Origin of the sequence: Pandoraea sp. B-6 (genome assembly GCF_000282835.1) — a bacterium.
Classification (GTDB): domain Bacteria; phylum Pseudomonadota; class Gammaproteobacteria; order Burkholderiales; family Burkholderiaceae; genus Pandoraea; species Pandoraea cepalis.
In genome coordinates, this window is record NZ_KB290556.1 from 1 (window position 1) to 24,601 (window position 24,601).

The 24,601-nt window shown below is 65.0% G+C and carries 22 protein-coding genes; 7 read left to right on the forward strand and 15 right to left on the reverse strand.

Going from position 1 to position 24,601, the window contains the following annotated elements; all coding sequences use genetic code 11:
* Positions 1-927 (forward strand): XdhC family protein (locus tag A985_RS26420; protein ID WP_017235192.1); only part of this gene is annotated, 927 nt, incomplete at its 5' end.
* Positions 928-970: 43 nt separating this feature from the next.
* Positions 971-2,026 carry a porin gene (locus A985_RS0120225; protein WP_026132198.1) on the forward strand — a complete coding sequence of 352 codons (1,056 nt, stop codon included), beginning with the start codon at positions 971-973 and terminating at the stop codon, positions 2,024-2,026.
* Between the two features lie 88 nt (positions 2,027-2,114).
* Here A985_RS0120225 and purH read toward each other — a convergent pair whose 3' ends face one another.
* From purH to A985_RS0120260, 7 genes are all read right to left on the reverse strand, one after another.
* Positions 2,115-3,680, reverse strand: a complete 1,566-nt coding sequence (gene purH, locus A985_RS0120230) for a bifunctional phosphoribosylaminoimidazolecarboxamide formyltransferase/IMP cyclohydrolase (RefSeq protein ID WP_017235194.1) — start codon at positions 3,678-3,680, stop codon at positions 2,115-2,117.
* A 143-nt stretch (positions 3,681-3,823) separates the two neighbouring features.
* Positions 3,824-4,057, reverse strand: coding sequence for a Fis family transcriptional regulator (locus A985_RS0120235; RefSeq protein WP_010803993.1), 234 nt, complete (start codon positions 4,055-4,057; stop codon positions 3,824-3,826).
* The gene (gene dusB, locus A985_RS0120240; RefSeq protein ID WP_026132199.1) at positions 4,054-5,082 is read right to left on the reverse strand and encodes a tRNA dihydrouridine synthase DusB; all 1,029 of its coding nucleotides are present in this window, start codon (positions 5,080-5,082) and stop codon (positions 4,054-4,056) included. Before dusB ends, A985_RS0120235 begins: the two co-directional genes overlap by 4 nt.
* Positions 5,083-5,190: 108 nt before the next feature.
* Positions 5,191-6,525: a UbiH/UbiF/VisC/COQ6 family ubiquinone biosynthesis hydroxylase gene (locus tag A985_RS0120245; protein ID WP_017235196.1), complete on the reverse strand. Its 1,335-nt coding sequence runs from the start codon at positions 6,523-6,525 to the stop codon at positions 5,191-5,193.
* The gene (locus A985_RS28735) at positions 6,525-7,868 is read right to left on the reverse strand and encodes an aminopeptidase P N-terminal domain-containing protein (protein WP_039830603.1); all 1,344 of its coding nucleotides are present in this window, start codon (positions 7,866-7,868) and stop codon (positions 6,525-6,527) included. Before A985_RS28735 ends, A985_RS0120245 begins: the two co-directional genes overlap by 1 nt.
* A gap of 30 nt (positions 7,869-7,898) precedes the next feature.
* A complete protein-coding gene (gene murU, locus A985_RS28740) occupies positions 7,899-8,639 on the reverse strand; it encodes an N-acetylmuramate alpha-1-phosphate uridylyltransferase MurU (RefSeq protein ID WP_039830606.1) in 741 nt (246 codons plus the stop codon).
* Positions 8,640-8,658: 19 nt separating this feature from the next.
* A complete protein-coding gene (locus tag A985_RS0120260; protein ID WP_017235199.1) occupies positions 8,659-9,744 on the reverse strand; it encodes an aminoglycoside phosphotransferase family protein in 1,086 nt (361 codons plus the stop codon).
* A 214-nt stretch (positions 9,745-9,958) separates the two neighbouring features.
* Here A985_RS0120260 and A985_RS0120265 point away from each other — a divergent pair, with 214 nt between their 5' ends.
* From A985_RS0120265 to rsmA, 4 genes are read left to right on the forward strand one after another with little or no spacing between them, the layout of a single operon-like run.
* Complete coding sequence (locus A985_RS0120265) at positions 9,959-12,268, forward strand: LPS-assembly protein LptD (RefSeq protein WP_157211535.1); 2,310 nt, start codon at positions 9,959-9,961, stop codon at positions 12,266-12,268.
* Positions 12,261-13,628 carry a peptidylprolyl isomerase gene (locus A985_RS0120270; RefSeq protein ID WP_017235201.1) on the forward strand — a complete coding sequence of 456 codons (1,368 nt, stop codon included), beginning with the start codon at positions 12,261-12,263 and terminating at the stop codon, positions 13,626-13,628. The genes A985_RS0120265 and A985_RS0120270 overlap by 8 nt, the downstream gene beginning before the upstream one ends.
* Positions 13,629-13,679: 51 nt before the next feature.
* The gene (gene pdxA, locus A985_RS0120275; protein ID WP_017235202.1) at positions 13,680-14,759 is read left to right on the forward strand and encodes a 4-hydroxythreonine-4-phosphate dehydrogenase PdxA; all 1,080 of its coding nucleotides are present in this window, start codon (positions 13,680-13,682) and stop codon (positions 14,757-14,759) included.
* 10 nt (positions 14,760-14,769) lie between these two features.
* The gene (rsmA, locus tag A985_RS0120280) at positions 14,770-15,603 is read left to right on the forward strand and encodes a 16S rRNA (adenine(1518)-N(6)/adenine(1519)-N(6))-dimethyltransferase RsmA (protein ID WP_017235203.1); all 834 of its coding nucleotides are present in this window, start codon (positions 14,770-14,772) and stop codon (positions 15,601-15,603) included.
* Here rsmA and A985_RS0120285 read toward each other — a convergent pair.
* The gene (locus tag A985_RS0120285; protein ID WP_017235204.1) at positions 15,578-16,468 is read right to left on the reverse strand and encodes a DMT family transporter; all 891 of its coding nucleotides are present in this window, start codon (positions 16,466-16,468) and stop codon (positions 15,578-15,580) included. The genes rsmA and A985_RS0120285 overlap by 26 nt on opposite strands.
* Positions 16,469-16,708: 240 nt before the next feature.
* On the opposite strand from A985_RS0120285, the gene A985_RS29735 reads away from it, so the two are divergent.
* The gene (locus A985_RS29735; RefSeq protein ID WP_017235205.1) at positions 16,709-17,146 is read left to right on the forward strand and encodes a rubredoxin; all 438 of its coding nucleotides are present in this window, start codon (positions 16,709-16,711) and stop codon (positions 17,144-17,146) included.
* A gap of 108 nt (positions 17,147-17,254) precedes the next feature.
* Here the strand turns inward: A985_RS29735 and gloA are convergent, their stop codons facing one another.
* From gloA to lnt, 7 genes are all read right to left on the reverse strand, one after another.
* Entirely contained in the window at positions 17,255-17,656 is a 402-nt protein-coding gene (gloA, locus tag A985_RS0120295) for a lactoylglutathione lyase (RefSeq protein ID WP_026132205.1), read from the reverse strand.
* Positions 17,657-17,767: 111 nt separating this feature from the next.
* Positions 17,768-18,646, reverse strand: coding sequence for a M48 family metallopeptidase (locus A985_RS0120300; protein ID WP_017235207.1), 879 nt, complete (start codon positions 18,644-18,646; stop codon positions 17,768-17,770).
* A gap of 85 nt (positions 18,647-18,731) precedes the next feature.
* On the reverse strand, positions 18,732-19,535 hold the full coding sequence (locus tag A985_RS0120305; RefSeq protein WP_017235208.1) for a 1-acyl-sn-glycerol-3-phosphate acyltransferase: 804 nt from the start codon (positions 19,533-19,535) through the stop codon (positions 18,732-18,734).
* A 91-nt stretch (positions 19,536-19,626) separates the two neighbouring features.
* Positions 19,627-20,220: a D-glycero-beta-D-manno-heptose 1,7-bisphosphate 7-phosphatase gene (gene gmhB, locus A985_RS0120310; protein WP_017235209.1), complete on the reverse strand. Its 594-nt coding sequence runs from the start codon at positions 20,218-20,220 to the stop codon at positions 19,627-19,629.
* Between the two features lie 32 nt (positions 20,221-20,252).
* On the reverse strand, positions 20,253-22,382 hold the full coding sequence (gene glyS, locus A985_RS0120315; protein ID WP_017235210.1) for a glycine--tRNA ligase subunit beta: 2,130 nt from the start codon (positions 22,380-22,382) through the stop codon (positions 20,253-20,255).
* Complete coding sequence (gene glyQ / locus A985_RS0120320; protein ID WP_017235211.1) at positions 22,379-23,317, reverse strand: glycine--tRNA ligase subunit alpha; 939 nt, start codon at positions 23,315-23,317, stop codon at positions 22,379-22,381. The genes glyS and glyQ overlap by 4 nt, the downstream gene beginning before the upstream one ends.
* A gap of 205 nt (positions 23,318-23,522) precedes the next feature.
* Positions 23,523-24,601 (reverse strand): apolipoprotein N-acyltransferase (gene lnt / locus A985_RS26425; RefSeq protein WP_017235212.1); only part of this gene is annotated, 1,079 nt, incomplete at its 5' end.

Genomic DNA, 24,601 nt, shown 5'->3' on the forward strand with positions numbered 1-24,601 from the left:
CGGACATGGGGCTCGGCGCCGCGTCCCGTCGGCGCGATGATGGCGCTCGCCACGCGCGGGCGCGTCGCCGGGTCGGTCTCCGGCGGTTGCATCGAGGACGACCTGCTCGCGAAGGTCGCCCGTGGTTTCCGGCCGGGCTTGCGACCTCACGTGCAGACGTACGGCCTTAACGCCGATGAGGCGCACCGCTTCGGCTTGCCGTGCGGCGGCACGCTCGAACTGGTCGTCGAGCGCGTGACCCCGCGCAGCGGGCTCGACGCCATGCGCGAGGCCATCGGCCACGGTCGACTCGGGGTGCGTGAGCTGGATCTGTGCACGGGGGTGGCGCGTGTGCGCAACGTTACGCAGCCGGCAGCGTTCGACTATTCGACGACGCGCCTGACGGTGCCGTTCGGCCCGCGCTGGCGAATCATCGTGATCGGCGACGGGCAACTGACGCAGCATCTGGTGACGATGGCGGTGCCGCTGGGTTATCGGGTCGTCGTCTGCGATCCCCGCGATATCCACGAGGTGACGCGAGACGCGATGGGCGGCGCCCATGTCTCGCATTCGCGGGAGATGCCGGACGACCTGATCGCGCGTTTGCATCCCGACGGCCATACGGCGATTGTCGCGCTCACGCACGATCCGAAGCTCGACGATATGGCGCTGCTCGAAGCGCTCAAGTCCGACGCGTTCTACGTCGGTGCGATCGGCTCGCGCCGCAATCAGGCGTCGCGTCGCGAGCGTCTGGCGATGTTCGATCTGAACGCCGCGCAGATCGACCGCCTGCACGGGCCGGTCGGCCTGCCGCTCGGGGCGCGCACGCCGCCGGAAATCGCGCTGGCGATTCTGGCGGAGATCACCGGGCTGCGCAACGGCGTCTCAAATGCCGTCTCGGTCGGTCACTTGCAGGGAAGTCGGGAATGTCGAACGCGTATTGCATGAGGCGCTTGTAATTCGTAGTCCAATATAAAAAATGGGGAATGTCATGAAACACAAGGTTTGGTTGGCAATGGTGTTGACGCTTGCGGCGGGCTGTGCCAAAGCGGATGGGCTGCAGATCTACGGCATTCTGGACAACAGTCTGGAATACCTCAGTAACGCAGCCGCTGGCGCGAACGGCAGCAAGGCGTCACTCTTTCGCGTGAGCAACGGATCTCAGGCAGCGAATCGCTTCGGCTTCAAGGGGGCGGAAGAGCTGGGCGGCGGGCTCAAGGCGATCATGCAGCTCGAAGCAGGGTTCAATCTCGACTCTGGACAGCTCCAGCAGGGCGGACGCATGTTTGGCCGCCAGGCGTATGTGGGTTTGCAGAATCAATGGGGGGCACTGACTTTCGGCCGACAGAAGAACCTGATTTACGATGCGTTCCTCGAACTCGATCCGCTTTCGTACTACAGCTATTCGCTGCCCGCACTCGATGCTCAGTTCGTTGGCAAGGCCGACAACTCGATCAAGTACGCCGGCAACTTCAATGGCATCAAGGTCGCGGGCCTGTTCTCGACGGGTTACGACGCCAGCATTGCCAATGGTGCGCAGGTGCCGGGGCAGTGGCGCGTGGGCAAGGAGTACAGCGTGTCGGTCGGGTACGGAAACGGTCCGCTCAATGTCTCGCTGGTGTACGACCAGCAACGTGGCACGTCGGTCATGACGCAGGGCAATACCACGCAGCGGGTGGCGGCGGGGGCGAGCTATGCCGTCGGTAACTTCAAGCCGTTCGTGGGATATCAGTGGTATCTGAGCGACGTGCCCGGCGTCGCGGGCCGCAATGAACTGATCTTCGCCGGGTTGCAGTACCGGCCCGTGACCGAAGTGATTCTCTCGGGGGCGATCTACTACAACAACATCACGTCGGCCAATCAACATCCGTTTTTGCTGGCGGCCAATGCGGCGTATCTGCTTTCCAAGCGCACACAACTGTTCGCGGAAGTCGGTTTCTCGCGCAATCAGAACGGCTCCAATCTGGGGGTGACCGGCTATGGCGCAAGCATCCTGCCGGGTAGCAATCAAGTCGGCGTGGCCGTGGGTCTCGCGCACTACTTCTGAGGCAGAGAAAAAAAGGACACCCGGGGGATCCTGGGTGTCCTCTCATATCGCCTGTCGATGACCCGGCGAGGGCCATCGCGGCGAGGGCTTAGTGACGGAAGTGACGCGTGCCCGTCATCAGCATGGCGACGTTGCGCTCGTCGGCCGCGGCGATGACTTCGTCGTCGCGCATCGAGCCGCCCGGGTGAATCACGCAGGTCGCGCCTGCGTCGACGACCACGTCGAGGCCGTCACGGAACGGGAAGAAGGCGTCCGAGGCCACGGCGGAGCCGCTCAGCGACAGGCCGGCGTTCTGGGCCTTGATGCTGGCGATGCGCGCCGAGTCGACACGGCTCATCTGACCGGCGCCCACGCCCAGCGTCATACCGCCGGCGCAGAACACGATGGCGTTCGACTTGACGTACTTGGCCACGCGCCAGGCGAAGAGCAGGTCTTCCATTTCCTTCGGCGTCGGATGACGCTTCGTCACCACGCGCAGTTCATGCGGGGCCACGTTCTTCGCATCCGGCGACTGCACCAGCAGGCCACCGCCCACACGCTTGAAATCGTACTGATTCACGCCGTTGCCGAGCGGCACTTCGAGAAGACGCACGTTCTGCTTGGCCGCAAAGACTTGCTTGGCGGCGTCGGTGAACGACGGCGCGAGCAGCACTTCCACGAACTGCTTGGCGACGGCTTGCGCGGCGGCTTCGTCGACTTCCCGGTTGAACGCGATGATGCCGCCGAAGGCCGACGTCGGGTCGGTCTGGAACGCCTTGGCATAGGCGTCGACCGGCGATGCGGCCACGGCCACGCCGCAAGGATTGGCGTGCTTGATGATGACGCAGGCAGGCGCGTCGAACGTCTTCACGCATTCCCACGCGGCATCGGCGTCGGCGATGTTGTTGTACGACAGTTCCTTGCCCTGGAGCTGGCGATAGTTCGCCAGCGAGCCTTCCGGCGTGACGATGTCGCGATAGAACGCGGCGCTCTGATGCGGGTTCTCGCCGTAGCGCATGTCCTGCACCTTCGTGTACGCGAGATTCAGCGTGGCCGGGTAGGCGGAGCGCTCGGTGTGACGCAACGACTCGCCCAGGCTCGTGAGGTAGTTCGTGATCGCGCCGTCGTACTGGGCCGTGTGAGCGAACACCTTCGTGGCCAGACGGAAGTTCGTGGCGTAGCCGACCGTGTTGCCGTTCGCCTTCATTTCGTCGAGCACCACGGCGTAGTCGGTGGGATCGACGATCACGGTGACGTCGCGATGGTTCTTCGCGGCCGAGCGCAGCATCGTCGGGCCGCCGATGTCGATGTTCTCGATGGCGTCTTCGAGCGAGCAGTCATCGCGCGCGATGGTCTGCACGAACGGGTACAGGTTCACCACGAGCAGGTCGATCGTCGGAATGTCGTGCTTCGCGAGCGCGGCCATGTGCTCGGGCAGGTCGCGGCGGGCCAGAATGCCGCCGTGAACCTTCGGATGCAGCGTCTTCACGCGCCCGTCGAGCATTTCCGGGAAGCCGGTGTAGTCGGCCACTTCGGTCACCTTGAGGCCGGCGTCAGCCAGCAACTTGGCGGTGCCGCCAGTGGAGAGGAGCGACACGCCCTGCGCAGCGAGCGACTTGGCGAAGTCGACGATGCCGGTCTTGTCGGAGACGGAAATGAGAGCTTGCTTGATCATGACGGACAGTAGTGAAGCGGCAAAAACGGGCGATGTGGGCAAATAGGGCGGGCACCATGCGTCGTCGTCGACGCAGGCGCGCCCCGCGATGGGGCTGACGGGCGGCGCGTGGGTCTAGACGGCCTCCCGTTCGCGCGCAACGGCTAGAGCAGGCCGTGCTGCTGCAACTTCTTGCGCAGCGTGTTGCGGTTGATCCCCAGGTATTCTGCAGCGAGCGACTGGTTGCCGTCGGCCTTGCCGAGCACGAACTCGAGCAGCGGCTTCTCGACGACCGAGACGACCATATCGTAGACATCGTGTGGTCGTGCGCCATCCAGATCGCGGAAATACGAATCCAGACTGTCGCGCACGCATTGTTCTATGTTTGTTTTGCTCATGCGGCTAATAGCTCCCTCGGCGATTCTTGTTCATAGCAGAGACGGTCCGAGTGCGCCTTCTGCTGTTCGAAAAACTCGTTGACCGCAGCCAACTGGTCCTGCGTGGTGTCGAGCGTATTCATACGCTGGCGGAACGTGGCTGCCCCCGGCAGGCCACGCGAATACCACGCGATATGCTTGCGCGCGGTCCGCACACCGGTGTATTCCCCGTAAAACTCGTAATGATCCTCAAGGTGTTCGTTCATGATTTGCTGGATCTCGTCGACGCGCGGCGGCAAGGCGATCTCGCCCGTCGTGAGAAACAGCTCGATGTCGCGGAACAACCACGGACGCCCTTGGGCGGCGCGGCCGATCATGATGGCGTCCGCGCCCGTGACGTCCAGCACATGTCTGGCCTTTTGCGCCGAGTCGATATCGCCGTTGGCGACCACCGGAATGCGGGCCGCGGCCTTGACGGCGGCGATGGTTTCGTACTCTGCGTCGCCGTGGTAGAGGTCGGCGCGCGTGCGACCGTGCACCGTGAGCATGCTGATGCCGCAGTCTTCGGCGATACGGGCGACCGTGAGGGCGTTCTTGTGTTCGCGATCCCAGCCCGTGCGAATCTTCAGCGTGACCGGCACCACATCGCCCACGGCGCCGACGACGGCGGACACGATGCGGGCGACGAGCGGTTCGTTTTGCAGCAGGGCCGATCCGGCGGCGACGTTGCACACCTTCTTGGCCGGGCAGCCCATGTTGATGTCGATGATCTGGGCGCCGCGCTCCACGTTGTAGCGGGCGGCCTCGGCCATCATGGCCGGGTCGGCACCTGCGATCTGCACCGAGATCGGCGCGACTTCACCCGCGTGATTGGCGCGGCGCATCGTCTTCTCGCTCTTCCACAGCTGGGCGTTCGAGGCCACCATCTCCGAGACGGCATAGCCCGCACCGAGTCGCTTGCACAACTGGCGGAACGGCCGATCCGTCACACCCGCCATGGGGGCGACGAACAGGTTATTGCGAAGTTCGTGGGGGCCGATATGCACGATGAAGGGAAAAGGCAGGAAAAAGTTGGCATTTTACTGCGAAAACCCATTCTCGTCGCCTAAAAAATGAGCAGGCGGTCCGATCGTTGCGCCGGGCAAGCCAGACACTCAGCCGCGCTGGCCGAACATCATCTGGCGGGCGAAGGCCGTTTTGAGCGGCGGGACAAGGTCGAGGCTCGCGAGGGCCACACTGCGCAGCAGGGCGACCGGGGCCGCGTCGATGCCGAAGGCGCGAGGCAACAGGTCGGTGATGCGGATCGTGAGACCCCGGTCGGCGCGGCGCCGGCGGGCGAAGGCGGTCAGCGCCGTGGGGCTCGGCACGCCGGGGTGCGGCGTGCCGCCGCGAATGTCGCGAACGAGGGCGTCGGCCAGGTCGAAGGCGTCGCGCAGGCCGAGGTTCAGCCCTTGTCCCGCCACCGGGTGGAGCGTTTGCGCGGCGTTGCCGATGGCGGCGATCCGGCCGTCGACGACGTGGCCGAGCGCGTTGAGGCCCAGCGGGAAACCTGCACGGCCGACAATCGAGGTGAACCGGCCCATGCGGTCGCCGAAGGCGGCGTGCAGCTCGCTCAGGAACTGGGCATCGCCCAGTTCGCGCCGACGCTTCGCCTCGGCGTGCGGGCAGCACCATACCAACGCGTAGCCGTTTTCCTGCGGCAGCAGGGCCAGCGGGCCGTCCGTCGTGAAGCGCTCCCATGCCCATCCGATGCGTGGACGCTCGCAGGTGACGAACCCGACGAGGGCCGTCTGGCCGTAGTCGCGCGCATGAGGGCGCGCCATCTGACGCTCGAACAGCCCCCCTTCCGCATTGACGGCGAGCGCGGCGTGCAGCGTTTGCGCGCGATCGTCGACGGACGTGCCGAGGGTCATGGTGACCTGCTGTGCGTCCTGGCTCAGGGCGATGGCCCGGTACGGGCGGAAGTGATGCAGACCCGGTCGATCCGGTGCGGGCAACGCGTTGGACCCCTCCGGCGAGGCGGACGCTGGCGGCGGCGCGTGTTCGACGCGCCCGGGAACGCGCGACATGGCGGAGTCCAGTGCGCGCATCAGGGCGCCGTATCGCACCACGTAACCGAGTGCGGGGACGCCGTGATCGAGATAATCAATTTCCGTGCTGCCGAAGCGGCGCGCTTGCGAGACGTGAATATGTTGAATCGGTGTGCTGTCGAGCCCGGCCGCGTTGTGCGGCCAGGCGCCGGCGCGCGAGAGAATTTCGCGGCTGCCATGCGAGAGCGCGAGCGTGCGCGGGTCGTCGTACCCGGCCTGCGCGCCGCGCGCGTCGACCAGCGCGATCCGTAGCTGCGGCGCGCGCTGCGCGAGCAGAAGCGCGAGTGCCGTGCCGACCGGGCCGGCGCCGACGATCGCCAGATCAAACCGTCGCGCGTGCGCGTCGTCCGCCGCGTAGGCGGCGTGTGTGGAACCAGCGGGAACCTGAGCGTCAGTCATCAGCCACGCATCAGCGCTTCGATCTCGTCGGCATCGACCGGCACGTCGCGCGTGAGCAGTGTGCAGCCGTCGGCGGTCACGACCGCATCGTCCTCGATGCGAATGCCGATGTTCCAGTAGCGCTCGTCGATGTCCGGCGCGGGACGCACGTAGATGCCCGGCTCGATGGTCGTCACCATGTTCGGGACCAGCGTGCGCCACGGACGTTCGCCGTTCGGACCCTCCTCGCGGTACTCGCCGCAATCGTGGACGTCCATGCCGATCCAGTGCCCCGTGCGGTGCATGTAGAAGCGGCTGAACGACTTGTTGGCGATTACGTCGTCGAGGCCGCCCACCGCATCGTGTTTGAGCAGACCCGTGTCGAGCATGCCTTGGGCGAGCACGCGCACGGCGGCATCGTGGGGCGCGTCGAAGCGCACGCCCGCGCGCGTTGCGTCGATAGCCGCCTGTTGCGAGGCGAGCACGATGTCATACAGCTCGCGCTGTGCCGCAGTGAACTTGCCGTTGACCGGGAACGTGCGCGTGATGTCCGACGCGTAGCCATCGAGTTCGCAAGCGGCGTCGATCAGGCACAGATCGCCGTCGCGCAGCTTGGCGTCGCCGGCGCGATAGTGCAGCACCGTCGCATTGGCGCCGGTGGCGACGATCGAACCGTAAGCGGGGAATTGCGAGCCGTTGCGGCGGAATTCGTATAGCAGCTCGGCTTCGAGATGATATTCACGCAGCCCCGGGCGCGATGCCTTCATCGCACGCACATGGGCTTCTGCCGAAATCTTGCCTGCACGCGCCATGATGTCGATTTCAACCGGGTCCTTGACCAGACGCATCTCGTCGAGGATCGCGCGGATATCGCGCGCGGCAGACGGTGCCGACACGCCCGTGCGTCCTTGTGCCCGCACGGCGTTTAGCCACTGACGGACCTGACGATCCTGCTGCGCCGAAGCGCCGAGCGCATAGAACAGCGCCGGCGCGTCGGCCAGCAGTTGCGGCACGCGCGTATCGATCTCGTCGATGGGGTAGGCGGCGTCGAAGCCGAAGGTCTCGCGCGCGGCTTCCGGGCCGTAGCGATAGCCGTCCCAGATCTCGCGTTCTTCGTTCTTCGCGCGGCAGAACAGGACGGAATGACCCGTGCGGCTGTCGAGCACCACGACCGCATCGGGCTCCGTGAAGCCGGACAGGTAATAGAAATAGCTGTCGTGACGATAGGGATAGTCGCTGTCGCGGTTGCGCGGCACTTCGGGCGCGGTCGGCAGAACGGCGACACCGCCACCGGCCTTGCGCATCAGTTCGATGACGCGCTCGCGGCGGGCGCGGTACGGGGAATTAGTCATCGCGGGCTCCATTTCGGTCGGTTCGGTCGATTGAAAACGTCGTCAGGCGATTCTACTGCCGGGGGCGCCGTCGTGCCGGGCCCGCACGTCGGCGTTCAACGCAGCGAGTTGTGCCGGGGTGCCAACGTTTTCCCACAGGCCATCGAAGCGCTCGCCACTAACACGCCCGGCGGCGATCGAGCGCTGGTACAGCGGCGTGAGCGCCATGCGCGTGCCCGAGGCGATGTCGGCAAAGAGCCGGAGGTCGTACAGCGCGATGCTGCCGAACGTCAGCGCCTGCGCCGTGGGCGGGGCGGCCTCGGGGAGATGCAGTTGGCCAGCGGGGTCGAGGGCGAAGTCGCCTTTCGGATGAAACGGCGGGTTCGGCACCATCACCAGGTGCATGCCGGGCGCAGGCTGCGCGGCCATGCGTGCCGCATGAGGGCGCAACGCCGCATAGTCGAACGAGGTGAAAATATCGCCCGCGATCGCCAGGAACACGTCGCCGGCGCCTTCGAGCAACGGGCGTGCGCAGGCGATTCCGCCGGCGGTTTCCAGGGCTTCGCGCTCGGCCGAGTAGGCAAGCCGAACGCCAAATGCGCGGCCGTCGCCGAGCGCGGCTTCGATCTGCGCGCCCAGCCAGGCGTGATTGATGACGATGTCTGTGAACCCCGCGCGCGCCAGCGCTTCAATCTGCCAGACGATGATCGGCTTGCCGCCGACACCGAGCAGTGGCTTGGGCGTGGCGTCGGTGAGCGGGCGCATGCGCTCGCCGCGCCCGGCCGCGAAGATCATCGCCTTCATTGCGGTCATGCGGTGCGCCTCAGAACGTGTAGCCGACATCCGTGCGCTGGCCGGTCAGTGCGTCGAGCAACTGGGCGAGCGGGCGGAGCGGCGCGTAGCGGTCGGCGACCTTGCGCGCGTAGCCGAGGAAGCGCGGCGTGTCGGCCAGATAGCGCGGCTTGCCGTCACGATAGTTGATGCGCGCGAAAATACCGAGCACCTTCAGATGACGCTGCAGCCCCATCCATTCCGCCTGACGGTAAAACTCGCCGAAGTCGGCGTCGACCGGCAGGCCGGCCTTGCGGGCGCGTTCCCAGTAATACGCCAGCCAGTCGAGCTGACGTTCCTCGTCCCAGCTGAGGAAGGCGTCGCGCATCAGCGAGATCACGTCGTACGTGAGCGGTCCGTAGACGGCGTCCTGGAAGTCGAGAATGCCGGGGCCCGTGGTGCCCGGCAGGCCCGGCATCAGATTGCGCGGCATGTAATCGCGGTGCACGAACACCTTGGGTTGCGCGAGCGCACTGTCGATGAGCAACTGATTGATGCTGTCGAGCGTCGCCCGTTGGTCCGCGCTCAGCGTTACCTTCAGGTGCTTGCCAACGTACCAGTCCGGGAACAGATCGAGTTCGCGCTGGAGCAGCGCCGTGTCGTAGGCGGGCAGCACGTCCGGGCGGGACTGCATCTGCCAGACGATCAGCGCATCGAGCGCGGCGCGCATGAGCGGGCGGGCATTGTCCTCGGTGATGACGTCGAGATACGTCTCGCGCCCGAGGTCCGTGAGCAGCAGGAAACCCTGCGCGAGATCTTCGGCGAGCACCTTCGGAGCCTGCAGGCCCGCGTCGGCGAGCAATTGGGCGACGTGCACGAACGGACGGCAATCCTCCTGCGGCGGTGGCGCGTCCATCACGATCAGGCTCGGATGCGCAGAATCGTGACTGCCGATACGGAAGTAGCGCCGGAAACTGGCGTCCGCGGAGGCCGGCGCCCACTGCGCCATGTCCAGCGCGAACGGTTCGGCGATGCTGGCGAGCCAGTGGCCGAGGGCTTGCAGGCGAGAATCGGTGGCGTTGGAGAGCGCGTGGGAAGCGTCGGAAACACTCGCGGAGGCGGCGGGATGTGCGGTCATGATGGGGGTCGTAAACGTCTTGCCATATAATACCCGATCATGTTTTCCAGACGCCCTGTTTCTCGACCTCGATCGACCGTCCCGAATGTCCCGGCAACGCCGTGCAGACATGCGGGATTGGCTGCCTGCAAGCGGCGCCTCGATTGTCACGCTGTTTGCGTACATGCCGGATAAACAAGTCCATACGAATGATGTTTCTTCGCTGCGGCGCCTGATGCGCGCGCGCCGAAAGCCACTGGCACTCCTGCTCTCCCTGCCGGGCGTGTGGTGTTCGCTCGCCGGTGCGCAGGAAGCCCCCCCTCCCGATATTGCCAAGAGCGACGGATTGGTGTTGCGCACGGTGCCGGCGCTCGTCGACAACGCGTTGGGCGCCGGAGACGACGTGCCGATGTATGTGCGCGGCATGCACCTCACCGGCCGGACCAACGTGGATGCGACCGTCGATGGCGACGCCGAGGCGCGCAAGTACCGTTCGTTCGTGAAGGGCGATCGCCTCACGTACGATCAGGACTCTGACGAGGTCGTGGCGCGTGGCAATGCGCGCCTGTCGCAAGGGGGCAATCTGTTCCTCGGCCCCGAGGCGCATATGTACACCGGTGCGGGCGACGGCTATATGCTGACGCCGACCTACAAGCTCGTGACGGGCGGAGGCGGAAAGTCGGAGCGCGCGGACGTCGAGGCGAGCAACGTGGTGACCCTGCAGCGTGGCACGTATTCCGCCTGCGCATGCACGGACGACGGCAAGACGCCGGCCTGGTACATCAAGGCGTCCGAGTTCGAGTTCGATCAGGAACAGCAGGAAGGCACGGCGTACAACGGCATCCTGTTCTTCCAGGGCGTGCCGATCCTGGCCAGCCCGTATTTGTCGTTCCCGACGTCGAACGAGCGCCGCTCGGGTTTCCTGGCACCGACCTTCACTCAGTCGAGCCGCACGGGCTTCGAACTGGCGACGCCGTATTATTTCAATATCGCGCCGAACCGTGACCTGACGCTCACACCCCGCTTCATGACCAAGCGCGGCGTGATGCTCAACGGCGACTTCCGCTACCTCGAGCCGACGTACGCAGGGTTGTTCCATTTCGAATACCTGCCGAAGGACCGAATTACGGGGGACGCCCGTTACACGTTCACATGGCAGCATAGTCAGTCGCTCGGCTATGGCGTGAACGGCTACGTCAACTTCACGAAGGTTTCGGACGACACCTATCCCGACGATTTCGGTGCCGGCACCAACTTCCAGACCGGTGTGCAGCGTGTCTACAATCGCGAAGCCGGGTTGACGTGGAAGTACGGCAATTGGTCGTTCCTCGCCCGAGTGTTGAAGTATCAGACGCTCGCGCCGACCGCGCCGCAGTACGAGTCGGTGCCGGAACTGTCGGCGACCTACAACAAGCTTGACTTCCACGGCTTCGATTTCACGATGCCGATCAAGTACAACCGGTTCCAGATTGCGTCGTCGACGGGGCAGCCGAATGGCGAGCGCCTTTATGCGCAGCCGACGTTGAGCTACCCGATCCTGACCCCTGGCTACTTTATCGTGCCGAAGGTCATCTTCAACGCGGCCGCGTACAACATCGATTATGCAAGCGACTCGACGATGCAGTCGTCGATCACGCGCACGGTGCCGACGGTCAGCCTCGATACCGGACTGACGTTCGAGCGCCCGCTGAACCTGTTCGGGTCGGCGATGCGGCAGACGTTGGAACCGCGCCTGTTCTATGTCTACACGCCGTATCGAAATCAGAGTTCCATTCCGATTTTCGACAGCGCGGTTTCCGACTTCAACCTGGCGGAAATCTTCAGCGAGAACTCGTTCATCGGCGTCGACCGGATTCAGGATGCCAATCGCGTGACGGCGGCACTGACCTCGCGCCTGATCGATGCGGAGTCGGGGGTGGAACGAGGCCGTGTCTGGTACGCGCAGCGCTACAACTTCACACGCTCGCTCGTGACGATGCCGGGCGGCACGCCGGAAGACGCTGGCATTTCCGACTTCCTGGTCGGAGGTTCGGCATTGCTTTACCGAAACATCACGTTCAGCACCGCCGTGCAATACAGCCCGAGCACGTCGCAGTTCAACCGCTCGGATGTCGGCGTGACATGGCGCCCGGGGGAGCGACGGGTGTTCAACGTGTATTACCGCTACCTGCGAAACCCTGTGCCGGTCGTGGGACAGACCGCATTGACCGTCACACCGATCAATCAGGTCGAACTTTCCGGTCAGTGGCCGATCACACCGCGGCTGGGCGTTGTGGGGCGCCTGAACTACAGCATTACCGACAAGACCTTCATCGATGCCCTGGCGGGTTTCGAGTATGATGCCGACTGCTGGGCCTTCCGGGTGGGGCTCCAGCGCTATGCGACCAATGCCACCACGACAACTTCGCGTATCTTCGCGCAGTTGGAGTTAAAAGGCTTGACGAAGTCCGGCAACAGCGCCACAGAAGCCTTCAAGGTCGGGGTGCCGGGTTATCAGGCGCCGCCGACGAACCAGATTCCTTCTCGATTCAGCAACTATGAATGACATGTTTGTGAAGCGTGCCTCGCTGCTGGCGAGCCTGTGTCTCGCCGCCGGGGTGGCGGTGGCCCAGCCGGCGCCGGTCGGTAGCCGTGTCGCGGGGACGCCTGCATCGTCCGTGCGCGCGGTCGATTCCATCGTGGCCGTGGTCAACGACAGCGTGATCACCCGGAAGGAACTCGACGCGCGTATCGAGGAGGCCAAGCACCAGCTAGTGCTCGCCAAGCGGCCGATTCCGGACGCCGATCTGCTGCAGCGCCAGGTGCTCGAGCAATTGATCGTCACGCAAGTGCAGCTTCAGCGCGCGAAGGAAGACGGCATCGTCGTGAAGGACGCCGACGTCGAGCAGGCCCTGCAACGCATCGCCGCCGACAACCATCTGAGCATCGATCAGTACAAGGCGAGGCTGTCGCAGGCCGGTGTGCCATGGGACGCCTTCCGCAAGGAAGTGCGCGAACAGATCGTGATGGCACGCCTGCGCGATCGCGAAGTCGACAGCCAGGTGCAAGTCAGCGATTCGGAAGTCAACACCTTCCTCGCCGCACAGCGCGGTGCCACGGCGACGCCGTCCGAAACCGAGTACCGCCTGAGCGAAATCCTCGTGAAGGTGCCCGAGGGCGCTTCGCCCGATCAGGTCAGTGCGGCGCAGAAGAAGGCGGACGAAGCACTGGACAAGGCGAAAGCCGGCGGAGATTTCGCAGCGCTTGCCAAGCAGTATTCGGACGCCTCCGATGCCGCGAGCGGCGGCGACATGGGCTTTCGCATTCCCGAACGCATTCCCGATCTGTACCTGAGCCAGATTCAGAAGCTGCAGCCAGGGACGGTGGTTCCGCAGGTGCTTCGCAGCAACAACGGCTTCCACGTCATCAAGCTGGTCGAGACCCGCAAGCAGGGCGGTGAGCAAGGCATGACCGTGCCGCAGATCCACGCGCGTCACATCCTGATCCGGGTGGGCGATGGTGTGTCGGAAGCGCAGGCGCGTCAAAAGCTGCTCGACATCAAGGCCAAGATCGAAGCGGGCAAGGGCGATTTCGCCGACTTCGCGCGACAGTTCTCGGCGGACGGTTCGGCATCGCAGGGCGGTGATCTCGGCTGGATCTCGCCGGGCGAGACCGTACCGGCATTCGAGCGCGCCATGTCCGAACTCAAGGACGGTCAGATCAGCGACCCGGTGCGCTCGGAGTATGGCTATCACCTGATTCAAGTGCTGGGTCATCGCGAGACGCAGGTCTCGGGCGATCAGGAGCGCAATGTCGCCATGCAGGAACTGCGTGGCCGCAAGGCCGAGCAGCAGTACCGCGACTGGTTGCAGCAACTGCGTGACAGTGCTTATGTCGACTATCGTCTCAATAGCGCGCAACAGTAAGCGGCGTGTGAGACATTTCAGTCCCCCTCTCTTCTCTCTCTCGTCCCAGGCATGACTTCCGACCGGTCCTTCGTCCTCGCCATCACCACGGGTGAACCGGCGGGCGTCGGGCCGGAGCTGACGGTACAGGCACTGGTGAAGTGCCTGTCGCCCACGGAAGGTGCCACCGACGTCAGCGTCGACGCCCCCCTTCTCCGTTGCCAGTTCGCCGTGCTCGGCGATGCGTCGCTGCTCGCGGCACGTGCGCAGGCCGTGGGGCTCGGCGACGCCTGGCAGGCATTGCTGGCCGCTGCTCGCGTGCGTGTCGTCCACCATCCGCTCGCCGTCACGGCACAGCCAGGGAAGCTCGATGCCGCCAACGGTCGTTACGTGCTGGCCCTGCTCGACGATGCCATCGATGGTGCGCTGGCCGGCACCTATGACGCCATTGTCACGGCACCGCTACAGAAGAGCACGATCAACGATTGCGGCGTGGCCTTCACCGGCCACACCGAGTACTTGGCCGAGCGCACTGGCACGCCACGTGTCGTGATGATGCTGGCCGGCGGTGGACTGCGCGTGGCGCTGGCGACGACGCATCTGCCGCTCGCGCAAGTGCCGGGTGCGATTCGTCGCGACGATCTGCTGCAAACGCTCATCATCCTCAATCAGGATCTGATGCGTCATTTCGGCGTGACGCGTCCGCGCATTCTCGTCACCGGTCTCAACCCGCACGCGGGGGAATCGGGTTACCTCGGCCGCGAGGAAATCGACGTCATTACACCGGCCCTCGACGACGCGCGCGCCGCCGGCATCGACGCCCGCGGCCCGTATCCGGCCGATACACTCTTCCAGCCACGCCACCTCGAAGGGGCCGATGCGGTTCTCGCGATGTACCACGACCAGGGACTGCCGGTGCTCAAGTACGCGAGCTTCGGCGCCGGCGTGAACATCACGCTAGGCCTGCCGATCATCCGCACGTCGGTCGATCACGGCACGGCCCTCGATCTCGCAGGCACCGGGCAAGCCGAGAGCGGCAGCCTGCTTGAAGCCTTGCGTACGGCCGCCACCATGGCAGCCAATGCCGCGACACACGCATCATTGACCGCAGGCGCGAGCGGCGATCCGCACGCCGCAAAACCGCGTTCATAAGGAATTTCACATGAGTAGCGCATCGAAGCGCACGGGCGTCCAACAGGGCCACGTGGCGCGCAAACGTTTTGGTCAGAATTTTCTCGTCGACATGGGCGTGATCGACGCGATCGTAGGCGCGATCTCGCCGCGCACCGACGACCTGATGGTCGAGATCGGGCCGGGGCTGGGTGCGCTGACGACGCCGCTCACAGAGTGGCTCGCGCATTTGCATGTGGTCGAACTCGACCGCGACCTGGTTGCACGCCTTACGCGCAAGTTCGGTGAGCGCGTAAGCGTGCACGCGGGCGACGCGCTCGACTTCGACTTTGGATCGCTTGTTCCGGCAGATCGACGCGACGAAGCCCCGCTGCGCATCGTCGGCAACTTGCCGTACAACATCTCCAGTCCGCTGCTTTTCCATCTGATGCGCTACGCCGCGCTCGTGCGCGATCAGCATTTCATGCTGCAGGACGAAGTCGTCGAGCGCATGGTCGCGCCCGCGGGGTCGAGCAACTATAGCCGGCTCTCGGTCATGCTTCAGTATCGCTACTGGATGGACAAGGTGCTCGACGTACCACCGCAGGCGTTCAATCCGCCGCCGAAGGTCGACTCGGCCGTGGTGCGGATGATTCCGCGTGCCGTGGCCGATCTGCCGCAGGTCGATCTGGACGTGTTCGGTGCGGTGGTGGCGCAGGCGTTCTCGCAGCGCCGCAAGATGCTGCGCAACACGCTGCACAGTTACCGCGATCGTGTCGATTTCGATGCGCTGGGATTCGATCTCACCCGTCGCGCCGAGGACGTTCCGGTCGACGAATACGTGATGCTTGCGCGCGCGATCAGCGGCGCCGGTTCACCAGGCTGATGCCGGCGAACACCAGCACGACGGCGCCCGCAAAGCGCCAGCCGACCGATTCACCCAGCACCAGCACGCCGAACGTCACGCCGAAGAGCGGGCTCAGGAACGAGAACGACGCGAGGCGGGCGGCGCTGTAGCGCGTCAGCATCCCGAACCAGATCAGGTAGCTGGCAAACGCCACGCCAATGGACTGGTAGGCGAGGCTGACCCATGTCGTGGCCGTCATCGGGCCGACGTGCACACTGCCTGTCCCCAGTGCCAGTGCGCACAGCAACACAGCCGAGACGGCGAGTTGGTAAAGCAGCGTCTTCGACGGCGCGGCGCTCGCCAGGCGTGATGCCCGGACGATCACCGTCGTCATTCCCCAGAACACGCCGGCGAGGAGGCCGAGCAGGTCGCCGGGCCACGTTTTCGCGAGGTCCGAACCGCTGCCGTCCGAGAACGCGACCACGATGCCGCAGAAGGCGACGGCCATGCCGAGCCATTGCATCGGCCGCAGCCGTTCGCTCGGCACCGTCCAGTGAAGGCCCATGGCGGTAAAGCAGGGAGCCGAGTACAGGAAGACGGCCATGCGCGAGGCCGTCGTGTGCGTCAGGCCGACGAAGATGCAGAGGAATTCCAGCGAGAAGAGCAAGCCCGCGAGGAGGCCCGCCGGCAAGGTGCCGTCGCCGGTGAAGAGCTTCTGACGGCGCCACAGCATCCAGCCGCCGACCAGCACGGTCGCGATCAGCGAGCGCAGGCCGGCTTGCAGCACGGGAGGCACGACCGGCACGGCCAGTTTGACGGCGACCTGCTGGCCGCCCCAAACCGCACATAGGCCAAACATGATGGCAAGCGCGGCGGCATCGATCGGACGCGGAGTGGTTTTCATGGAGTTGGTTCGGATGGCGACGTATCGTGAGCCCGACACGCTGTGTGGCTCATTGTCTCCGATCCCGGTCGCCCGGGCAGCATTCTGGTGCAGGCAACAGGGGTAATCCGGGAGGCATTGTTTCGTCTCGCGACACTATGTTTCCCTGTTTCACGGGTTTATTGCACATAGCCGCGGCGATACAATGCTCCGCGCGGGCCATGGTGCCTGCCTCCGCCGTCATTTTCCGCACTATTGCGCATGTACAAGAAAGGCTCCGCCGTCGAACTTCAGTTCTCCCCGTCACGACTCAACGACGGGGCTGGCGATCCGTACTGGATCGATCTCACTCGCGACGAGGCGCAAGCATTGCTCGCCGCACTGCAATCGCATCTGAGCCGGCCAGAACCCGTTGCCTCGGGCACCGAATCGCCGCTCGTGTTCCCCCTGTTGGATCCGGCGGCACCGCAGAAGACCGAAACGACGCAGGACGACGGTGCTGTGCGCGTCGTGTCCGGCGACACGGCGCCGGCCTACCGCCAATGGGTCTGTGTGATCTGTGGCTGGATTTACGACGAAGCGCTCGGCTGTCCGGACGACGGCATTGCCCTCGGAACCCGCTGGGAAGATGTGCCGGAAGACTGGCGTTGCCCGTTGTGCGACGTGGGCAAGGAGGACTTTGCGATGGTGGAGTTCTGACGCGTCGGGCCGGTCTGCACGAAGGTAGCCGGCGCGCTGTTGTGTCATCTGGGTAACGGCCGCCGCAAATGGGCGGCCGTTACCGCATGGCGCGCGGACTGGCGGGCTTTACAAGCCGCCCTTGGCCGAATGCTTCTGGATCAATTCGATCTTGTAGCCGTCCGGATCTTCGACGAAGGCGATGACCGTGGTGCCGCCCTTGACGGGCCCGGCTTCGCGGCTGACCTTGCCACCGGCCGCGCGGATCGTGTCGCAGGCGACGTAGGCATCGTCGACTTCGATCGCCAGATGGCCGAACGCGGTGCCGATTTCGTACTTCTCCACGCCCCAGTTGTAGGTCAGTTCAAGCACCGTGTGTTCCGACTCGGCGCCATAGCCGACAAAAGCCAACGTGTACTTGTACTCGGGGTTCTCGCTCTGACGCAGCAGTTGCATGCCAAGCACACGCGTGTAGAAATCGATCGAGCGCTGCAGGTCGCCGACGCGCAGCATGGTATGGAGCATTCGCATGATGTTTTTAACCGATGGGGACAACGAGAACTCGATTGTACCCGTGCGCATGAAAATGAGCTGCATTCACGCAGCGTTGAGCCACGCTAACGATCAGACGTGACCGTGCGGTCAGAATTCCGGTAGCCACTCGGGCGCGTGCGACTTGAGCGTGTCGCGTGCCGACTCGAACTCCGGGAAGATCGACGCCACGGCTTGCCAGAAACGAGGCCCGTGGTTCATCTCCTTCAGATGTGCCAGTTCGTGCGCGACCACGTAATCGATCACACCCAATGGGAAGTGGATCAGCCGCCAGTTCAAGCGGATACGGCCGTCAGCGCTGCAACTGCCCCATCGCGTCGTGGCCGATGACAGCCCCAGCGCCGAATGACGCACGCCGAGCCGCTCGCCATAGACTTCCAGCCGCGTCGTAAAGAGTTTGCGGGCCTCCTGCTGCAGCCAGCCCTGCACGCGGTCGCGCATCTGCTCCGGCGCGGCTTGCGGTGGCAAATCGAGCCACAACGTATGCGTATGGATGTCGTACTGTGCAGCGCGAGCGCTCGCGCCGAGCCGAATCGTCAGCGTGTGGCCGAGGAACGGCAGCGTGGTGGCGTCGGCCCAGATCACACGCGGAATCACACGACGCGCGGCGCGGTCGCGAAATTCGGCGATCTTGTTGAAGATCCAGCGCTTCTTCTCGACCACGGCGGCTTCGACGTCCGCGAGCGTGACCCAGCGCGGGGCCGTGACGGCCAGTCCCGATTCGTCGATCATGAACCCGATGGTGCGTCGTGACGAGCGCTTGAACCGGTAGTAGATGGCATGGCCGTCGAGCACGATCACCCGCTCGCCGGCGGCGGGCAGGCGACGCGGCCCCGGGGCCGCCGACGTGGGTTCGTGGCGCGTGCTCGTGTCGCTGGCCGAGGGGCTCTGTGTGACGGAAGGGGCTGGCACGTCCGTGGCCACCCCATTCGCTTCGGCCGCCGGGTTGCCGAACAGATCGAGTTCCATCTGGGGAACAGGTGTCTCATGCCGGGAGCGAGTGTCGCGCATAGCGGATTGGACTTTCGACATGAGACGGTTCCGGGAGATGGCGTCAGGTCCGTGGCGTGGTGTCGGGCTTGTCCGACGAAGCGGGGGAATCCGTCGATTGGGACGCGGTCTTCACCGGCTTTGCCGTATAGGCACTCGGGTCGATACGCACCATCTCGCGCTCGATCCATTCGGTCACGTCGGCGTTGACGGCCTCGGCCGTGCGGCCCGCCGTCTCGATGACCGGCCCGATCGATACGATCACTTCCCCGGGTTTTTTCATGAACGTGTTGCGCGGCCAGACGCGTCCGGCATTGTGCGCGATGGGCACCACAGGCGCGCCGGTCGCCGTTGCGAGACGCGCGCCGCCCGACTTGTACTTGTTGCGCGAGCCCGTCTTCGTGCGGGTGCCTTCCGGGAACATGATGATCCACGATCCTTGGGCCAGGCGCTCGCGACCCTGCGCAACGACCGACTGAAACGCATCGGTGCCTTTGCTGCGATTGATGTGAATCATGCTGAGCAGGCCCAGCGTCCAGCCGAAGAATGGCACGTAAAGCAGCTCGCGCTTGAACACGAAACACAGCGGGCGCGGCATGAGCGCCGGCAGCGCAATCGTCTCCCAGGCCGACTGATGCTTCGACAGCAGGACCGCGGGTGTATCCGGCAGATTCTCCCATCCGATGACCCGGTAGCGCATGCCACACAGCTTGTCGCCCACCCAGATGACCACCTTGCACCAGCCTGCCGCGACCCAGTAGCGTTGCACGCGCGAGAGGAATGGGAAGGAGACGATGCACGCGATGGCGTACGGAATCGTCCAGACGATCTGGAAGATGAAGAAGAGAATCGAACGAAGTTGCAACATCGGATCTTGGCCTGAAATAGGGTGCCGGAGCGATTGTCCTACGCGCGCCGACGCGCGTCCTGGGTAATGTGGCGGGCAAGCGCCGCGCCGCTCACGCGCTCTTGGCGTCCTCTTCGGCGAGCAGGTCGTTCACAAACGCCTGCAGGCTGTCATGCACACGCGTGCCTTCGGGCAGATTACCTGCGGCGAGCGTCTTTTTGCCCTTGCCGGTCAGCACCAGATGCGGGCGTGCGCCGACCGCCGCCGCCGCCTGCAAATCGCGCAGCGAATCGCCCACGGCCGGCACGCCGGTCAGGTCGACTTCGTAGCGGCGCGCGATTTCCTGAAACAGGCCGGGCCTCGGCTTGCGGCAGTCGCAGGCGTCGGCGGCGGTGTGCGGGCAGAAGAACACGGCGTCGATGCGGCCACCGGCGGCGACGGCCAGCTTCGACATCTTCGTGTGCATTGCGCCGAGCGTCGCCATGTCGAACAGCCCGCGCCCCACGCCCGACTGGTTCGTCGCCACGACGACCCGGTAGCTGGCCTGATTCAGGCGGCCGATGGCTTCCAGACTGCCGGGCAACGGTACCCACTCATCCGTCGACTTGATGAACTGATCCGAGTCGGCGTTGATGACGCCGTCGCGGTCGAGAATCACGAGCTTGCGGGCGGCGGGGCCGGGGGTGCGGTCTTTACGCGAATCCATGACGAACAGGCTTCCGGGACATTAAGCCGCAATCAAGCGGCGAGCTTCGAGAGATCGGCCACGAGGTTCATCTTCAGATGCAGATGGCTGAGCAGGGCGAGGCGATTGTTGCGCAGTGTCTCGTCGTCGGCCATCACCATCACGTCGTTGAAGAACGCGTCGACCGCATCGCGCAGGTCGGCCAACGCCGACAGCGCTTGTGCATACTCGTGCGCCCTGAACTTTTCATCCACCACGGGGGTGACCTTGTCCAGTGCGGCGGCAAGTGCTTTCTCGGCCGGCTCGATCAGCAGCGACGCCTCGATGACGCCCTCGGGCGGCGGCGCCGTCTTCTTGAGGATGTTGCCGATACGCTTGTTCGCGGCGGCAAGCGCGTCGGCTTGCGGCAGCGCCGAGAACGTACGCACGGCCTCCAGGCGCTCGATCACATCGCTCAGGTCCAGATAGATCGACGGGGAAACCAGCACCGCCTCGATCTCGTTGGCGGCGTAGCCACGCTCACGCAGATAGCCCCGCAGGCGATCGAGCACGAACTGGTAGACGTCGTTCAGGTACGCGTCGCTGGCGACACCCGACGTAAATTGCTGGTAGGTCACGTTCAGCAGATCCGACAGCATGACCGGCAGGCGCCGCTCGACGAGCATACGCGCGATCCCGAGCGCATGGCGGCGCAGCGCGAACGGGTCTTTCTCCCCGGTCGGTTGCAGGCCGATGCCCCAGATGCCGACGAGCGTCTCGAGCTTGTCGGCCAGCGCCACGAAGAGACCCGTGTCGCTCGCGGGCAGGGCATCGCCCGCGAAGCGCGGCTGATAATGCTCCGAGCAGGCGCGCGCGACGTCTTCGGCTTCGCCGTCGTGCCGCGCGTAATACGTGCCCATCGTGCCTTGCAGTTCCGGAAACTCACCGACCATATCGGTCAGCAGGTCAGCCTTGGCCAGCAGGGCGCCGCGCTCGGCCAGCGCCACGGCGTTCTGGTCCGCGCCACGGATCATCTGCGCAATGGCACCGGCCAGTCGCACCAGACGTTGCGTACGCTCGAACTGCGAGCCCAGCTTGTTGTGATAAACGACGTTCGCGAGCTGCGGCACACGGTCCGCGAGCGGCTTCTTCTTGTCCTGCTCGAAGAAGAACTTCGCATCCGCGAGACGCGGGCGCACCACACGCTCGTTACCCGTGACGATCTGCTCGGGCGTGTCGGTGGCGATGTTGGAGACGATCAGGAAACGGTTCGTGAGGCGGCCGCCCTCGGCGAGCGGCTTGTCGGTGAGCGCGAAGTACTTCTGGTTCGTCTGCATCGTGAGAATCAGACATTCCTGCGGCACCGCGAGAAATTCTTCTTCGAAGTGGCAGGCGTAGACCGCCGGCCATTCGACCAAAGCGGTCACTTCGTCGAGCAGTGCGTCGGGCATGATCACATGATCGTTGCCCGCCGCGTCAAGCAACTGTGTGCGAATCGCATCGCGGCGATCCGCGAAACCGGCAAGCACCTTGCCTTCGGAGGCGAGGGTCGAGGCGTAAGCGTCGGCGTGCGCGACGACGACGTCGCCGTTCGACAGGAAGCGATGTCCCAGCGTCTGGTTGCCCGAGGCGAGCCCAATCGCCGTGGCGGGCACGACGGTGTCGCCATGCAGCGCGATCAGGCCGTGCACCGGGCGCACGAATTGCACCGTCTCGCCGTCCGGACGCTGGTAGCTCATGACCTTCGGGATCGGCAGTTTGCCGAGCGTCTCGTCGAGCGCCCCTTGCAGCGCGTCGCCGAGTTGGGCGCCCGCCGCCGTGTAGGTGTGGAAGAACGCCTCGGCCTTGCCATCCATCGCGCGCTCCAGGCGGGCGACCGGCAGGTCGGCAAAGCCCATGGCGGCGAGCTTCTTCGCCAGCGGTGGCGTCGGATTGCCGTCGGCGTCGAGGGCGACGGAGACGGGCAGTACCTTGGCGCGGATGGTCGCGTCCGGGGCGCGTTCGAGCACGTTCGAGATCGAGACGGCCAGGCGTCGCGGCGTGGCGTACGGCGTGACGACGCTCGCATCCGTGGTGAGGCCGCGCGAGCGCAGGCCGTTGGCAATGCCGTCGGCGAACGCGTCGCCCAGACGCGCCAGCGCCTTCGGCGGCAATTCTTCGGTCAGCAGTTCGACCAGCAGGGTGCGTTGTGCGGTGCTCATCATGCGGCTTGCGTTTGGGTTGGGGCGGCGGGGGCGTTCAGCATCGGGAAGCCGAGCTTCTCGCGCGAAGCGTAGTAGGCCTGTGCGATCAGGCGCGACAACGCCCGGATACGGCCGATATACGCGGCACGCTCCGTCACCGAGATGGCGCCGCGCGCGTCGAGCAGGTTGAACGTGTGGGCGGCCTTCAAAATCATTTCGTAGGCGGGCAACGCGAGCTCGGCTTCGATGAGGCGCTTGGCTTCGCTCTCATAGTTATCGAAGAAACCGAACAGCATCGGTTGATTCGAATGCTCGAAGTTGTACGTCGACTGTTCGACTTCGTTCTGATGGAACACGTCGCCATAGGTCAGGCGACGCGTGACGGGGCCCTCGGCCGTTTGTTCTTCCCATTCGGTCCACACGAGGTCGTAGACGTTCTCGACCTGTTGCAAATACATGGCCAGACGCTCGATCCCGTACGTGATTTCGCCGAGCACCGGCTTGCAGTCCAGCCCGCCGACTTGCTGGAAATACGTGAACTGGGTCACTTCCATGCCGTTGAGCCACACCTCCCAGCCCAGGCCCCAGGCGCCGAGCGTGGGGTTTTCCCAGTCGTCTTCCACGAAGCGCACGTCGTTTTCCGTCAGATCGAGGCCAAGTGCGCGCAGCGAACCCAGGTACAGGTCGAGAATGTTCTCCGGCGCCGGCTTGAGCACCACCTGGTACTGGTAGTAGTGCTGCATGCGATTCGGATTCTCACCGTAACGGCCGTCCTTGGGACGGCGCGACGGCTGCACATAGGCGGCGCGCCACGGCTCCGGGCCGATCGCGCGCAGGAACGTGGCAGTGTGCGAGGTACCGGCGCCGACCTCCATGTCGTAAGGCTGGAGCAACGCACAGCCTTGCTTGTCCCAGTAATCCTGCAAAGTCAGGATGACTTGTTGAAAGGTAAGCATGATGAATTCGCGCGGACGAACAGAAAAAATGCGGATTTTGCGCAGTCTTTTGGCCCGGCCGCGAGCGCGGCCAAAAGACTAAAACATTGAATTTTAGCGGGAATTCGACCCGAACGGGGCGTCGATGCCCTTCGGGTAGCCCGACAGGGGGATTTTCACGGTCCCCCGCGTCATTTCGATGTCGCCGGTGCGACGTCGGCTCGACTCAGCGCGCCCGGCGCGACATGGCCAGTCCGAGGCCCAGCGCGATCAGGGCGAGCCCCAGCGCGGGCAGGTTGCCGAAGCGGACGTATGGCGTGAGGCCGCTGTAGGGCTGTACGCTGCCCGTGAGAGCGCCCGTGGTCATCGTTGGCAGACGGCCCTGTACGCGGCCGTGGGCATCGATGATCGCCGTCGTGCCGGTGTTCGTCGCCCGCAGCATCGGACGTCCCGTTTCGAGCGTGCGCATGCGCGCAATTTGCAGATGCTGGTCGAGCGCGATGGTGTCGCCGAACCACGCGAGGTTGGTCGAGTTGGCGAGCACCGTCGCGGGCTCGGGCATGCTGCGCAGCGTCTGGGCGATTTCCTCGCCAAACAAGTCTTCGTAGCAGATGTCGAGCGCCACGCGCTGGTCGGCGACCGCGAAGCCGCTCGGTGTGGCCGTGCCGCGCAGAAAGTCGCCCAGCGGGATGTGCATCATGTCGACGAACCAGTGAAAGCCCCACGGAACGAATTCGCCGAATGGCACGAGATGGTGCTTGTCGTAGCGGTGCAGCGTCGCGTCGCGCGGTGTGACCCCGAACAGGCTGTTGGTCAAGTCCGTCGGGCCGCGATCGGTGAGCGTGGCGCCGACGGCCCCGAGCACCACGTGCGAGCCAGTGCGATCGGCGAATTCGCGGATCGGGCCGGCCACATCGGGCGGTATGCCTTGCAGCAACACGGGGAAGGCCGTCTCCGGCGTGATGATGAGGTCCGCCGGTGCGGCCACGATCATGTCGCGATACAGGGCCATCGCATGATCGATCCCCGCGCGCTCGAATTTCATGTCCTGCGCGATATTGCCTTGCAGCAGCCGAACGGTGAGCGGCTTGCCCGACGGGGTGGTCCAGGCGTGGCGCGCGAGCCCGGCACCCGCGCCGAGCAGCGCCAGCACACCGACGACCGCCGCCAGCCGCCGGGCGGGCCCAGGCTGTGGTGTCGTGCCGGCGACGGGAAGCACTGCGCGGGCGAGCCAAGCCGCCGCGAGTGCGGCGAGTCCGCCAATGCCGTAGACCCCGATGAGCGGCGCAAAGCCTGCCAGTGGGC

Coding starts and splice junctions, on each gene's coding strand:
- A985_RS0120225 (WP_026132198.1), top strand. CDS start 971: ATGAAACACAAGGTTTGGTTGGCAATGGTGTTGACGCTTGCGGCGGGC.
- purH (WP_017235194.1), bottom strand. CDS start 3,680: ATGATCAAGCAAGCTCTCATTTCCGTCTCCGACAAGACCGGCATCGTC.
- A985_RS0120235 (WP_010803993.1), bottom strand. CDS start 4,057: ATGAGCAAAACAAACATAGAACAATGCGTGCGCGACAGTCTGGATTCG.
- A985_RS0120245 (WP_017235196.1), bottom strand. CDS start 6,525: ATGACTGACGCTCAGGTTCCCGCTGGTTCCACACACGCCGCCTACGCG.
- A985_RS28735 (WP_039830603.1), bottom strand. CDS start 7,868: ATGGAGCCCGCGATGACTAATTCCCCGTACCGCGCCCGCCGCGAGCGC.
- murU (WP_039830606.1), bottom strand. CDS start 8,639: ATGAAGGCGATGATCTTCGCGGCCGGGCGCGGCGAGCGCATGCGCCCG.
- A985_RS0120260 (WP_017235199.1), bottom strand. CDS start 9,744: ATGACCGCACATCCCGCCGCCTCCGCGAGTGTTTCCGACGCTTCCCAC.
- A985_RS0120265 (WP_157211535.1), top strand. CDS start 9,959: ATGCGCGCGCGCCGAAAGCCACTGGCACTCCTGCTCTCCCTGCCGGGC.
- A985_RS0120270 (WP_017235201.1), top strand. CDS start 12,261: ATGAATGACATGTTTGTGAAGCGTGCCTCGCTGCTGGCGAGCCTGTGT.
- pdxA (WP_017235202.1), top strand. CDS start 13,680: ATGACTTCCGACCGGTCCTTCGTCCTCGCCATCACCACGGGTGAACCG.
- rsmA (WP_017235203.1), top strand. CDS start 14,770: ATGAGTAGCGCATCGAAGCGCACGGGCGTCCAACAGGGCCACGTGGCG.
- A985_RS0120285 (WP_017235204.1), bottom strand. CDS start 16,468: ATGAAAACCACTCCGCGTCCGATCGATGCCGCCGCGCTTGCCATCATG.
- A985_RS29735 (WP_017235205.1), top strand. CDS start 16,709: ATGTACAAGAAAGGCTCCGCCGTCGAACTTCAGTTCTCCCCGTCACGA.
- gloA (WP_026132205.1), bottom strand. CDS start 17,656: ATGCGAATGCTCCATACCATGCTGCGCGTCGGCGACCTGCAGCGCTCG.
- A985_RS0120300 (WP_017235207.1), bottom strand. CDS start 18,646: ATGGAACTCGATCTGTTCGGCAACCCGGCGGCCGAAGCGAATGGGGTG.
- A985_RS0120305 (WP_017235208.1), bottom strand. CDS start 19,535: ATGTTGCAACTTCGTTCGATTCTCTTCTTCATCTTCCAGATCGTCTGG.
- gmhB (WP_017235209.1), bottom strand. CDS start 20,220: ATGGATTCGCGTAAAGACCGCACCCCCGGCCCCGCCGCCCGCAAGCTC.
- glyS (WP_017235210.1), bottom strand. CDS start 22,382: ATGATGAGCACCGCACAACGCACCCTGCTGGTCGAACTGCTGACCGAA.
- glyQ (WP_017235211.1), bottom strand. CDS start 23,317: ATGCTTACCTTTCAACAAGTCATCCTGACTTTGCAGGATTACTGGGAC.